11 protein-coding genes are annotated in these 12338 nt (G+C 72.8%); 9 read left to right on the top strand and 2 right to left on the bottom strand.

The annotated features are described in order from the left end of the window. Nucleotides 1-64: 64 nt before the first annotated feature. Nucleotides 65-934 (top strand): nucleotidyltransferase domain-containing protein, encoded by an 870-nt coding sequence (locus ABTY40_RS18325; protein WP_352060458.1) that lies wholly within the window; start codon nucleotides 65-67, stop codon nucleotides 932-934. Here the strand turns inward: ABTY40_RS18325 and ABTY40_RS18320 are convergent. After that, nucleotides 899-1753, bottom strand: a complete 855-nt coding sequence (locus ABTY40_RS18320; protein ID WP_352060457.1) for a phosphatidylinositol-specific phospholipase C — start codon at nucleotides 1751-1753, stop codon at nucleotides 899-901. The genes ABTY40_RS18325 and ABTY40_RS18320 overlap by 36 nt on opposite strands. 91 nt (nucleotides 1754-1844) lie before the next feature. Next, nucleotides 1845-3671 (bottom strand): bifunctional metallophosphatase/5'-nucleotidase, encoded by a 1827-nt coding sequence (locus tag ABTY40_RS18315; RefSeq protein WP_352060456.1) that lies wholly within the window; start codon nucleotides 3669-3671, stop codon nucleotides 1845-1847. 149 nt (nucleotides 3672-3820) lie between these two features. On the opposite strand from ABTY40_RS18315, the gene mshD reads away from it, so the two are divergent. The 8 genes from mshD to pstS all read left to right on the top strand — a co-directional run bounded on the left by mshD (nucleotide 3821) and on the right by pstS (nucleotide 12326). After that, entirely contained in the window at nucleotides 3821-4747 is a 927-nt protein-coding gene (gene mshD / locus ABTY40_RS18310; RefSeq protein ID WP_352060455.1) for a mycothiol synthase, read from the top strand. A 101-nt stretch (nucleotides 4748-4848) separates the two neighbouring features. Next, nucleotides 4849-5241 (top strand): GntR family transcriptional regulator, encoded by a 393-nt coding sequence (locus ABTY40_RS18305; protein ID WP_352060454.1) that lies wholly within the window; start codon nucleotides 4849-4851, stop codon nucleotides 5239-5241. Then, nucleotides 5238-6077, top strand: coding sequence for an ATP-binding cassette domain-containing protein (locus tag ABTY40_RS18300; RefSeq protein ID WP_352060453.1), 840 nt, complete (start codon nucleotides 5238-5240; stop codon nucleotides 6075-6077). The genes ABTY40_RS18305 and ABTY40_RS18300 overlap by 4 nt, the downstream gene beginning before the upstream one ends. Beyond that, a complete protein-coding gene (locus ABTY40_RS18295; protein WP_352060452.1) occupies nucleotides 6074-7054 on the top strand; it encodes an ABC-2 membrane transporter-related protein in 981 nt (326 codons plus the stop codon). The genes ABTY40_RS18300 and ABTY40_RS18295 overlap by 4 nt, the downstream gene beginning before the upstream one ends. A gap of 237 nt (nucleotides 7055-7291) precedes the next feature. Next, nucleotides 7292-9535, top strand: a complete 2244-nt coding sequence (locus tag ABTY40_RS18290; RefSeq protein ID WP_352060451.1) for an RNA degradosome polyphosphate kinase — start codon at nucleotides 7292-7294, stop codon at nucleotides 9533-9535. After that, nucleotides 9522-10508, top strand: a complete 987-nt coding sequence (locus tag ABTY40_RS18285) for a CHAD domain-containing protein (protein ID WP_386336761.1) — start codon at nucleotides 9522-9524, stop codon at nucleotides 10506-10508. Before ABTY40_RS18290 ends, ABTY40_RS18285 begins: the two co-directional genes overlap by 14 nt. Continuing rightward, on the top strand, nucleotides 10505-10987 hold the full coding sequence (locus tag ABTY40_RS18280) for an NUDIX hydrolase (RefSeq protein ID WP_502990614.1): 483 nt from the start codon (nucleotides 10505-10507) through the stop codon (nucleotides 10985-10987). Before ABTY40_RS18285 ends, ABTY40_RS18280 begins: the two co-directional genes overlap by 4 nt. Before the next feature lie 199 nt (nucleotides 10988-11186). Continuing rightward, nucleotides 11187-12326 carry a phosphate ABC transporter substrate-binding protein PstS gene (pstS, locus tag ABTY40_RS18275; RefSeq protein ID WP_352060450.1) on the top strand — a complete coding sequence of 380 codons (1140 nt, stop codon included), beginning with the start codon at nucleotides 11187-11189 and terminating at the stop codon, nucleotides 12324-12326. The last annotated feature ends 12 nt before the right edge of the window (nucleotides 12327-12338 follow it).

The raw sequence follows: 12338 nt of genomic DNA, 5'->3' as shown, positions 1-12338 counted from the left end.
GGTCCCCGCGCGCCGGGCGGAAAACCGGTCGCCCGGGGCGGGCGCGGCGGGCCAGGGTGGACGTATGGACTCTCCCGTGCCCACCGGACTCGCGCCCGACGGGACGATCGCGCGCGAGGGCTCCCTCGACCGCGTGCCGTCCCCCTTCCTCCCCGTGGTGGAGGCGGCACGGGCGCTGATCACGGGCGCGTTCGGCCCCGACCGGCTGCACAGCGCGTATCTGTACGGCAGTCTGCCGCGCGGCACCGCCGTCGCCGGCGTCTCCGACCTCGATCTGCTGCTCGCCCTCCGCCACGAGCCGGAGGAGGCGGACCGGGAGGCCGCCCGGCGGATCGAGGCAGAGCTCGACGCGCGGTTCCCGCTGATCGACGGCGCGGGTGTGCTGCTGTACAGCGGTCGCGAGCTGCTGAGCGAGCGGGAGCGCCACGACATGGGCTTCTTCGTCGCCTGTCTCTGCACCCCGCTCCTCGGCCCGGACCTCGGCGAGCGGCTGCCCCGCTACCGCCCCACCTCCCTGCTGGCCCGTGAGCTCAACGGCGACCTCGGGCCGCTGATCCCCGGCTGGCGGGCCCGGCTCGCCTCGGGCGCGGACCGGCGGCTCCTCGCCCGGCACGTGGGCCGCCGGCTCGTGCGGACCGGTTTCACCCTGGTCATGCCCCGGTGGGGCGGCTGGACCAGCGACCTGGACCGGTCGGCGGAGGTCTTCGGCGCCCACTACCCGGGGCGGGCCTGGCAGATGCGCCGGGCGGTCGCGGCCGGGAGGTCGGCGGAGACGGGCCGGAGGGCCCTGGAGGAGCTGATCGGGGACCTGGCGCCGTGGCTGGCGGCGGAGTACGAGGCGGTGCACGGCCGGAAGGCACCGCGCGGCGGGGCGGGCGCGCCCGTCCAGGCGCCGGTGTCAGTTGTGGCGGAGGAGCGCGTCGACGAGGCCTGAGCGGGTGTTCGGGTAGTCCATCGGGACGATGCCGAGCCCGGTCCTGCCGGCCGCCTCCGTGCCGTCGAGCCAGGAGTGGACGCGGGGGTTGAGCCGGTCGGCGTTCCAGCGGGGCGGCAGGTAGGCGGCGGTGCTGACGAAGTTGACGTACAGCTTCCCCGGCTGCTGGTAGGCGGCGCGGAAGTGGGTCTCGATCTTCGGGTACTTGGCGTCGGGGAGGGCGTTCCAGTCGTCCTGGACCGCGAAGACGGCGGGGTCGGCCCAGCGCGGACCCGGCAGGCCGGCGTTGTCGGCGAGGAGGACGACACGCCCGCGTGCCTCGCCGAGCAGCGGCAGCCGGTCGGCGATCCGGAAGAGGGGCCGCCAGCCGCGCCGGTCGAGGTAGTCGTCGAAGACGGCGCGGAAGGCCGCGTCGGACTCCTCGGAGTACTCCTGCTTGACCCGCATGAGGACGGTCTCGGTGGGGTGCGCGGCGAGGAAGTCCCGGCAGGCGGTCAGCACGTCGCCGAACATCATGTTCTGGTACGAGGCGCCGTGGTGGATGGCGAAGGACCCGCCGGTCACCCGGCACCTGATGTCCAGGAACCGGATACCGCTGTCCAGCTGCTGGGCGATGGTGGTGTTCTGGCACTCGCTCCACGGGCCGCCGAAGCGGGCCCCGGAGTCGTGCGTGCCGGGGATGGTGAGCCGCTGGAGCGGCGTCCCGTCCGCGTGTGCGGCCATCCACGCCCGTACGTCCACGGCCGAGGCGGCGGGTGCCCCGACGAGCAGCGCGGCCCCTGCGCCCAGCGCTCCCACGAGAAAGCGTCGTCGCTCCATGGGCGGCACTATGGCAGGTGCACGACAAGCGCACCAGGGGAAGGGCGGCTTCCCCTCACGCCGGAGAGCGCGGGGGAAGCCGCCCGGGGTCCTACTTGATCACCGTGATGCGGTCCGCCGCCGGCACCGGCAGCGGGTTCGCGGCCGAGGAGTGCGCCGCCAGGTAGGCGTTGAACACGTCCAGGTCCGAGGCGCCGACCAGCTTGTTCGTGCCGGTCGCCAGCGCCGGGAAGCCGTCGCCGCCGCCCGCCAGGAACTCGTTCATCGCGACCCGGTAGGTCTTCGCCGGGTCGATCGGCTCTCCGTTCAGCTTGATCGTGCCGTCGACGACGCGGTCCGCGCCCGTCTTCGTCATATCCAGCGTGTAGGTGAGGCCCTTCGAGACCTGGAGGATCTTCACCGATTTCAGGTTCGAGCCGCTGACCTGCTGCTTCAGCGCCTGGATGAGGTTCGCGCCGGAGAGGTCGACCACGTTCATCATGTTGGTGAAGGGCTGCACGGTGAAGGACTCGCGGTAGGTCACCACACCGTCGCCCTCGGAGCCGGAGGCCTTGTGCACGAGGTCGGAGCGGATGCCACCCGGGTTCATCAGGGCCAGCTGCGCGCCGCCCTTGTCCGCCGGGGCCAGGCCCTCCAGCTGCGCGTCCGCGATCACGTCGCCGAGCGGCTTCTCGTACGCCGTGGAGCCGCGGCCGTTGATGTCGGCGGCGATCCAGCCCTGCGGGCGGTTGGCGATCGGGGCGGCCAGCACGTTCCAGTCGTCGATCAGCCTGGTCATGTCCGCGGCCTTCGGCACGTCACGGGTGACGACGCGGTTGGCCGAGTCGACCGCGGTGCGGACGATGTCCTTGGTGCGGCGGTCGTAGGTCAGCGTCGTGTCGGTGTACAGCTTGCCGATCGAGGACGCCGAGGTGACCAGGCGCGGCTTGCCGGCCGGGTCGGGCACGGTGCACACGTACGCCTGGTGCGTGTGGCCGGTGACCAGCGCGTCGACCTGCGGCGAGACGTTCTTGGCGATCTCGGTGATCGGACCGGAGATGCCGTCGCCCGGGCCGGGGCTGTCGCAGTCGTAGTTGTACGACTCCGAGGCCGGCGCGCCGCCCTCGTGGACCAGGGCGACGATGGACTTGACGCCCTTGCGCTCCAGGATCTTGGCGTACTTGTTGATCGTCTCGACCTCGTCACCGAACTTCAGGCCCTTGACGCCCTCGGCGGTGACGATGTTCGGGGTGCCCTCCAGGGTCACGCCGATGAAGCCGATGCGGACGCCGTCCTTCTCCCAGACGAAGGTCGGGTCCAGGATCGGCCGGCCGGTCTTCTCGTCCGTCACGTTGGCCGCGAGGTACGGGAAGTCGGCGCCCTCGAACTTCTCGCCCTTCACGAAACAGCCGGCCGTCGGGTGGCAGCCGCCGTTCTGCATGCGGGCCAGCTCGCGCGCGCCCTCGTCGAACTCGTGGTTGCCGACCGAGGTGACGTCCAGGTCCAGGCCGTTCAGGGCGTGGATCGTCGGCTCGTCGTGGAAGAGGCCGGACAGCAGCGGGGAGCCGCCGATGAGGTCGCCGGCGGCCGCCGTTATGGAGTAACGATTCCCCTGGCGGGCCTGGCGCAGGTGCGTCGCCAGGTACTCGACGCCGCCGGCGTCGATCTTCTCGACGCGGCCGTCCGGGTGGGTGTGACTGACCTGGCCGGAGGAACCGGCCGGCGGCTCCAGGTTGCCGTGGAGGTCGTTGAAGGAGAGGAGCTGGACGTCGACCATCCGCCCCCAGCCCTTGCCGTTGGTGCCGGACGCCGCGGTGTCCGCGACGTCCTGCGACGCCCCGGCGGGCAGCGCGGCGACGAGCGCCCCGGCGGTCGCGAGCCCCGCGCCGACGGCGAGAATGCGCCGCCCCGCCTTGTTCTTCCTCGGTGTCGTTCCCATCTCTCCCTGGTCCCTCTGCCCCGGCACGCGGCCTCGATCATCCCCCGTCTGCGCACGCAGCCTAAGGTCAACGCGCGTAGCGCAACAGGGGTCGGCCGGTTACAAGACAGTTGCCCTTGGCTGACGAAGTGTCGCCGTAGGCTCGTCCCATGACTTCCGACGCGGCGCCGGCCCTCGAACCGGGACGGCAGATCCACACGTATGACGAGCTCTCGCCCGAGCAGGTCCAGGACGTACTGGACCTGCTCGAGGCCGCGGACCGCGCCGACGGCGTGCACGCCGTCTCCGAGCAGGGGCGGCTCTACCTGCGCAACGGCCGGCGCGAGGGCGTCCGCCACTTCCTCCTGACGGTGGGCCCCGCCCTGTACGGCTACGCCCAGCTGGAGGAGACCGACCCGGTCGAGGCCCCGGCCGCCGAGCTGGTCGTCCACCCGGCCCACCGCGGGCGCGGCCACGGCCGGGCCCTCGGCTCCGCCCTGCTCGCCGCCTCCGGCAAGCGGCTGCGCGTCTGGGCGCACGGCGGCCGGTCGGCGGCCCGCCACCTCGCCCAGGTCCTCGGCCTGACCCTCTTCCGCGAGCTGCGGCAGCTGCGCCGCCCGCTGAGCCCGCTGGACATTCCGGAGCCGGTGCTGCCCGAGGGCGTCACCGTCCGCACCTTCGTCCCCGGCCAGGACGACGCCGCCTGGCTCGCGGTCAACGCGGCGGCCTTCGCGCACCACCCGGAGCAGGGCTCGCTCACCCAGCGGGACCTGGACGACCGCATGGCCGAGCCCTGGTTCGACCCGAAGGGCTTCTTCCTCGCCGAGCGCGACGGCCGGATCATCGGCTTCCACTGGACGAAGACCCACGCCGAGGAGCAGCTCGGCGAGGTGTACGTGGTCGGCATCCTGCCCGAGGCCCAGGGCGGCGGCCTCGGCAAGGCGCTGACCGCGATCGGCCTGCGCCACCTGGCGGCGCAGACGCTGCCGACGGCGATGCTGTACGTGGACGCCGACAACACGGCGGCGGTACGGGTCTACGAGGGGATGGGCTTCACCACGCACGAGGTGGACCTGATGTACCGCGCGGAGTCGTAGGAGCGCGGCCGGACTCCCGGGAGACAGGGGGCGGTTGACACCGCCCCCTTCTTTCCACCACCCTTTCACTACTTGATTAGTGAAAGGGTGGTGGAACGAACGTGGTCGAGTACCGCATCGACCGGCGCAGTGGCGTCGCCACCTACCTCCAGATCGTCCAGCAGACGAAACAGGCCCTCCGCATGGGCCTCCTGGAGCCCGGCGACCAACTGCCCACCGCGCGCGAGGTCGTCGAAGCCACGGCGATCAACCCCAACACGGTCCTCAAGGCCTACCGGGAGCTCGAACGCGAAGGCCTCGTCGAGGCCCGCCGCGGCCTCGGCACCTTCGTCCGCGCCACGCTCGGCACCGCTGCCACCGCCGACACGGCCCTGCGCGGCGAGCTCGCCGACTGGGCGCGCCGGGCCCGCGCCGCCGGACTGGACCGCGAGGACGTGGCCGCGCTCTTCACCGCCGTACTGAAGGAACACTTCGAGGGGGACGACGACCGATGACACGAGACGCCGCTCTGGCGGCCGGGCTCCTGGGCCTGCGGTACGGGGGACGACGGGGCGGCTGGGCCCTGCGGGGGTGCGACTTCACCCTCCCCGCCGGCCGCGTCTGCGCCCTCGTGGGCCCCAACGGCGCCGGAAAGTCCACCCTCCTCGCCCTCGCCGCCGGCCTCCTGCGCCCCACCGAGGGCCGGATCACGGCCCCGGACCGGGAGCGGATCGCGTACGTCGCCCAGGACAAGCCGCTCCACCCCCGGCTCAGCGTCGCCGACACCCTGCGCATGGGCCGCGAACTCAACCCCCGCCGCTGGGACGAGTCCGCCGCCCGCCGCGTCCTGGCCGACACGCTCGACCCGCGCTCCCTCGTACGGGACCTCTCCAGCGGTCAGCGCACCCGCGTCGCCCTCGCGCTCGCCCTCGGCAAGCGACCCGAACTGCTGCTCCTGGACGAGCCGATGGCCGACCTCGACCCGCTCGCCCGCCACCAGCTGATGGGCCTGCTCATGGCCGACGCCGCCGACCACGGCACCACCGTCGTCATGTCCTCGCACATCCTCACCGAGCTGGAGGGCGCCTGTGACCACCTCCTGCTCCTCGCCGGCGGGCGCGTCCGCCTCGACGGGCCCGTCGACGACCTCCTCGCCGCCCACACCCTCCTCACCGGCCCGGTCGCCGACCTCGCCCCGCACACGGTGGTCGAGTCCCGCACGACGGGCCGTCAGCTCACCGCGCTCGTCCGCCGCGAGGGCCCGGTCGAGGGCCCCTGGGAGACCACCGCCCCGTCCCTGGAGGACCTCCTCCTCGCCCACCTCCGCACCACCGAAGGAGCCCGTGCATGAGCGGCCTCGCCCTGAAGGGCACGACCTGGGTCACGGTCCGGCAGTACCGGCGGACGCTGTGGCTGGCGGGAGCGGTGGTGGCGCTGGTGGGCGCGGTGCTGGGAGCGCTGTGGATCTGGGACGCCCGGGTGCCCGACACGTACACCCAGGGCGGCCGGACCCTGCCCGCGCAGACCGACACCGGCCGGCACCTGCTCGACCTCGCCGTGGGCGAGGTGGCCAACGGCATGCTCCTCCTGCCGGTCCTCCTCGGCGCCTTCGTCGCGGGCCCGCTGATCGCCCGCGAGTACGAGTCGGGCACGTACAGGCTCGCGCTCACGCAGTCGGTCGGGCCCGCCGCCTGGCTCCGCGCCAAGCTCCTCACCGTGACCGTCGCGGCCCTCGTCGCGGCCCTCGCCCTGACCGTCCTGTACCGGCTGTCGTCGGGCCACCTCACCGACACCCGGCTGCGGGACTTCGATCTCGGCCCGTACGAGGTGACCGGCCCGGTCCTCTTCGCCCAGCTCCTCGCCGCCGTCGCCGTCGGGGCCCTCCTGGGCCAGCTCGTCCGCCGCACCCTCCTGGCCATGGCGGCCACGGGCGCGGTCCTGGGCCTGGTTCTGCTCGTGATCGGCGCGCTGCGCTGGTCGCTCGTACCGGTGCGGACGATCACCGGTCCGAACGGGGACGTGCTGATGCCCCGGGACAACGGACTGCTCGTGGATACCGGGCTGCTCACCTCCACCGGCGCCCGCTTCGACCGGGCGATCTGCTGGCAGGAAGCCAACACGACGCCGGGCGTGGACGCGGACCACGATCTGTGGACCACGGCGCACGAGCGGTGCCTGGCCCGCCACGACGTCACCGGGCAGTACGTCGACTACCACCCCCAGTCCCACTTCTGGCCCACCCAGTTCATCGAGACCGGCATCCTCCTCGCGCTCGCCGCCCTCGCCCTCTTCGCCGCCTTCCGGGTGCTGCGCGCCCGGCACCCGTAAGGGGTCCCGGGACCCTCACGGGGGCTCCCCGGGGGAGGGGCCGGGCACTCGCCCGGCCCCTCCCCCGATTCCGTCACGTCACGTCCCCGTTACCGACCATTCAGACGCGCTTGCGACGCTCACGCAATGAAGCGCTCCGTGCCCGCGCCCTTCAGGGCCCTCCCCAAAGGGAGACTTCCCTCCACCACGGCCCGCTCCGACGCGCCCGACCACCCGTTCGCGCGGAAGAATGGGGCCATGAGCCAGCAGCCCGCCGAGGTCCCGGTCCAGCCCTCCGCCGCCCCGTCCGCGCAGCCGTCCGTCGGCTCCATAGCCGCGCACCGTCCCCAGGTCGTTCACCCGAACGGCGTAGGGGGCATCGATTCCGGTCTGGACTCCGATCCCGACGCGTACGAGGACGGCGGCGACGGTCACGGCGAGCTGCCCCCGGGGCGCTTCCTCGACCGCGAACGCAGCTGGCTCGCCTTCAACGAGCGCGTCCTCGAACTCGCCGAGGACCCGACCACTCCCCTCCTGGAGCGGGCCAACTTCCTCGCGATCTTCGCCTCGAACCTCGACGAGTTCTTCATGGTCCGCGTGGCCGGCCTCAAGCGCCGCATCGCCACCGGCGTGGCCACCCGCTCCGCCTCCGGCCTCCAGCCCCGCGAGGTCCTCGACCTCATCTGGACCCGCTCGCGCGAGCTCATGGCCCGGCACGCCGCCTGCTTCCAGCAGGACGTCGCGCCCGCCCTGGCCGACGAGGGCATCCACCTGATCCGCTGGCCCGAGCTGACGGAGAAGGAGCAGGCCCGCCTCTTCACCCTCTTCCGGCAGCAGATCTTCCCCGTCCTCACCCCGCTCGCCGTCGACCCGGCCCACCCCTTCCCGTACATCTCCGGCCTCTCGCTCAACCTCGCCGTGGTCGTCCGCAACCCGGTCAGCGGCCACCGCCACTTCGCGCGCGTGAAGGTGCCGCCGCTGCTCTCCCGCTTCCTGGAGGCCTCGCCGCAGCGGTACGTCCCGCTGGAGGACGTCATCGCGGCGCACCTGGAGGAGCTGTTCCCCGGCATGGAGGTGCTCGCGCACCACATGTTCCGGGTGACCAGGAACGAGGACCTGGAGGTCGAGGAGGACGACGCCGAGAACCTGCTCCAGGCGCTGGAGAAGGAGCTCATGCGGCGCCGCTTCGGCCCGCCGGTGCGCCTGGAGGTCGAGGAGTCGATCGACCCGTACGTGCTCGACCTGCTGGTCCGCGAGCTGAAGGTCTCCGACGCCGAGGTGTACCCGCTGCCCGGCCCGCTCGACCTCACCGGCCTCTTCGGCATCGCCGGGCAGGACCGGCCCGAGCTGAAGTACCCGACGTTCGTCGCCGGCACCCACCGGGACCTCTCCGAGGTGGAGTCGGCGTCCGCGCCGGACGTCTTCGCCGCGCTGCGCGAGCGGGACGTGCTGCTGCACCACCCGTACGACTCCTTCTCGACGTCCGTGCAGGCCTTCCTGGAGCAGGCGGCGGCCGACCCGGACGTCCTCGCGATCAAGCAGACGCTGTACCGCACCTCGGGCGACTCCCCGATCGTGGACGCGCTCATCGACGCGGCCGAGTCGGGCAAGCAGGTGCTCGTCCTGGTCGAGATCAAGGCCCGCTTCGACGAACAGGCCAACATCAAGTGGGCGCGGAAGCTGGAGGAGGCCGGCTGCCACGTCGTCTACGGCCTCGTCGGCCTCAAGACGCACTGCAAGCTGTCCCTGGTGGTACGGCAGGAGGGCGAACTGCTGCGCCGCTACTCGCACGTCGGCACCGGCAACTACCACCCGAAGACGGCCCGGCTCTACGAGGACCTCGGCCTGCTCACCGCCGACCCGCAGGTGGGCGCCGACCTGTCCGACCTGTTCAACCGGCTCTCCGGCTACTCCCGCCGCGAGACCTACCGGCGTCTCCTCGTCGCCCCCAAGTCGCTGCGCGACGGGCTGGTCTCCCGGATCACCAAGGAGATCGTCCACCACCGGGCCGGGCGCCCCGCCTACGTCCGGATCAAGGTCAACTCGATGGTCGACGAGGCCGTCATCGACGCCTGCTACCGGGCTTCGCAGGCCGGGGTGCCGGTCGACATCTGGGTCCGCGGCATCTGTGCCGTACGGCCCGGCGTCCCCGGCCTCTCGGAGAACATCCGGGTCCGGTCGGTCCTCGGCCGCTTCCTGGAGCACTCCCGGATCTTCGCCTTCGGCAACGGCGGCGAGCCGGAGGTCTGGTTCGGCAGCGCCGACATGATGCACCGGAACCTCGACCGCCGGATAGAGGCCCTCGTCCGGGTCTCCGACCCCGCCCACCGGGCGGCCCTCACCCGGCTCCTGGAGACCGGGATGTCCGACACCACCTCCTCCTGGCACCTCGGCCCCGACGGCAACTGGACGCGCCACGCGACCGACGCCGAGGGCAAGCCGCTGCGGCACGTCCAGGAGATGCTCATCGACGCCCGGAGGCGCCGGCGTGTCCAACCCTGACCACTACTCCCAGGACGTCATGGCGGGCGAGGTCCTGGCCCCGTACCTGCACGCCCGGGCCGCGGACTTCCTGCGCGGCCTGCGGCTGCACCGCGAGAGCGGCGCCGACACGGCCGGGGCGGAGGAGGCCGCCCGTACGCTGCGGGCCGCCGCGCGCCGGATCAGCGGCACCCTGCACACCTTCCGGCCGCTGCTCGACCCGGTCTGGGCCGACCAGCTCCGCGCCGAGCTGGCCTGGCTCTCCGGGACCCTCGCCCTGGAGCAGGCCTGCACCTCGCGGCTCGTCCGCCTGGTGGACGCCCTGTCCCGGCTGTCGAGCGGCAGCGGGCCCGTCCCGGCCGCCCGCGGCGAGCGGAGCGCCGGCCTCACCGTCGGCGCCGCCCGGGCCGGCGCGCTCCTGGAGCGCCAGCTCACCCTGGCCCGCACCCGGGCCCACTCGGCGGCCCTGCAGGCGCTCGGCTCCTCCCGCTTCCACGCCGTCGCCGACGCGGTGGCGCTCCTCGCCTCCGAGGTGCCGCTCGGCCCGGCCGGGACCGCCCCGGCCACCGAGGTCCTGGACGGCCCGGCCGCCGTCGCCGAGCGCCGCCTGCGGGAAGCGGTCGCCGCGCTCCCGCTGACCCGGGCCGCCCACCCGTACAACGCCGAGGCGCTCGCCCTGTCCGCCGGGGAGACGCAGGACGCGCCCTGGCACCACACACGGCTCCTGCTGCGGCTCCACCGGTACGCCTCCGAGGTCCTGCACACCGGCGGCGAACCCGACACGGTGCTGTACGAGGCGGCCCGGGCGCTCGACCGGCACCGGGACGCCGCGGAGGCCGCCACCGCCGCCGCCACGGCCGCCCGCACCCCGCGGATCGCCCCGGCGACCGCGTACGCCCTCGGGGTCCTCCACGCCGACCAGCGCCACGAGGTGGAGGCGGCCCGCTTCGCCTTCCAGCGGGCCTGGCGGAACGCGACGGCCCCGGTCCCGTGAACGCCTTCCCGGCCCGGCGGGGCCCCGGGCCCGGTGACGGGACCGGGGCCGGGGCCGTCACCCCGGTCCTCGCGGCCGGATGCGTCCTGTGGCGCCCGGCGATTTCCGGCCACCCCGGCGACCCCACCGGGATCGAGGTGGCCGTGATCCACCGGCCCAAGTGGGACGACTGGTCCCACCCCAAGGGGAAGCGGAAGAAGGGCGAGACCGCCGAGGAGTGCGCCCTGCGCGAGGTCCTGGAGGAGACCGGCCAGGACTGCGCGCTGGGCGCCCGGCTCCCCACCGTCCGCTACACGGTGTCCGGCCGCCCCAAGGTGGTCGACTACTGGGCCGGCCGCGCCCTGAGCGGCACCTTCGTGCCCACCCGGGAGGTCGACGCCCTGCTCTGGCTGCCGCCGGCCGAGGCCCGCGCCCGCCTCACCCGGCCCGAGGACCGGGCGCTCCTGGACGCCCTGCCGGTGCCGCCGGCGCACCGGTGACCTCGACCGCACCCGGGCTTACGGCACGGTTCACTTCCCGTTCACCCTCCTCCGCCGACCGCTTCACCTGTTCTGCCTAATTTCGGCCTTACGAGGTGCTCGGAGCACGACGATGCACCCACAACCCCGATACGCGCCGCCCTCGAACGTCCGGACACCAGGTCCACGGCATGGCGGCTTCTGGAAGGAACACCCGAAAGTGAAGCTTTCGCGCAAGAACGGGCTTCGCGCCTCCGCGATCGGTGCCCTCGTCGTCTCCGGTGCGCTCGTCCTCTCGGCATGTGGTTCGGACAACAACACGGAGCCCACCAAGGGCGGCGGCCAGAGCAGCAACGCCGCCTCCTCCAGCATCAAGTGCGACGGCGCCAAGGGCCAGCTGCTCGCCGCCGGCTCCAGCGCCCAGAAGAACGCGATGGACCTGTGGGTCAAGAACTTCCAGGCCGCGTGCGAGGGCGTCGAGGTCAACTACCAGGGCATCGGCTCCGGTGGTGGCATCACCAAGTTCAACCAGGGCCAGGTGGCCTTCGCCGGCTCCGACTCCGCGCTGAAGGAGGAGGAGGTCGCCGAGTCGCAGAAGATCTGCAAGGGCGGCAAGGGCGTCAACCTCCCCATGGTCGGCGGCCCCATCGCCATCGGCTACAAGCTGGAGGGCGTGGACAACCTCGTCCTGGACGCCTCCACCCTCGCCAAGATCTTCGACACGAAGATCACCAAGTGGAACGACCCGGCGATCGCCAAGCTCAACCCGGGCGCCAAGCTCCCCGACACCACCATCCAGGCCTTCCACCGCTCGGACGAGTCGGGCACCACCCAGAACCTGGGCAAGTACCTTTCGACCGCGGCTGCCGCAGACTGGAAGTACGACCCGAAGTCCAAGTCGTGGCCCGCCCCGGGTGGTCAGGCCGCCAACGGTTCCTCCGGCGTCGCCACCGCCGTCAAGGACGCCGAGGGCTCCATCGGCTACTTCGAGCTCTCGTACGCCACCTCCAACAAGATCTCCACGGTCAGCATCAACACCGGTGCCTCCGCCCCGGTCGCCGCCACCACGGAGAACGCCTCCAAGGCCATCGCCGCCGCCAAGGTCAAGGGCACCGGCAACGACGTGGCGCTCTCCCTCGACTACGCCACCAAGGCCGAGGGCGCCTACCCGCTGGTCCTCGTCACCTACGAGATCGCCTGCGACAAGGGCAACAAGGCGGAGACCCTGCCGACCCTGAAGGCCTTCCTGAACTACGCGATCAGCGAGGAGGGCCAGAAGGTCCTCGCCGAGGCCGACTACGCCCCCATGCCGGTCGAGATCGCGGCCAAGGTCCGCGCGATCGTCCCGACCCTGTCCTGATCCCCGGCCGGG

Origin of the sequence: Streptomyces sp. NPDC126503, assembly GCF_040302405.1 — a bacterium.
Lineage (GTDB): Bacteria > Actinomycetota > Actinomycetes > Streptomycetales > Streptomycetaceae > Streptomyces > Streptomyces gulbargensis.
Note: the sequence above shows the minus strand (reverse complement) of the source record. Positions and strands in the feature narration are given on the sequence as shown.

Bases quoted from the DNA above. Each gene is read 5' to 3' on its own strand.
- ABTY40_RS18320 (WP_352060457.1), bottom strand. From the start codon at position 1,753: ATGGAGCGACGACGCTTTCTCGTGGGAGCGCTGGGCGCAGGGGCCGCG.
- mshD (WP_352060455.1), top strand. From the start codon at position 3,821: ATGACTTCCGACGCGGCGCCGGCCCTCGAACCGGGACGGCAGATCCAC.
- ABTY40_RS18300 (WP_352060453.1), top strand. From the start codon at position 5,238: ATGACACGAGACGCCGCTCTGGCGGCCGGGCTCCTGGGCCTGCGGTAC.
- ABTY40_RS18325 (WP_352060458.1), top strand. From the start codon at position 65: ATGGACTCTCCCGTGCCCACCGGACTCGCGCCCGACGGGACGATCGCG.
- ABTY40_RS18315 (WP_352060456.1), bottom strand. From the start codon at position 3,671: ATGGGAACGACACCGAGGAAGAACAAGGCGGGGCGGCGCATTCTCGCC.
- ABTY40_RS18290 (WP_352060451.1), top strand. From the start codon at position 7,292: ATGAGCCAGCAGCCCGCCGAGGTCCCGGTCCAGCCCTCCGCCGCCCCG.
- ABTY40_RS18295 (WP_352060452.1), top strand. From the start codon at position 6,074: ATGAGCGGCCTCGCCCTGAAGGGCACGACCTGGGTCACGGTCCGGCAG.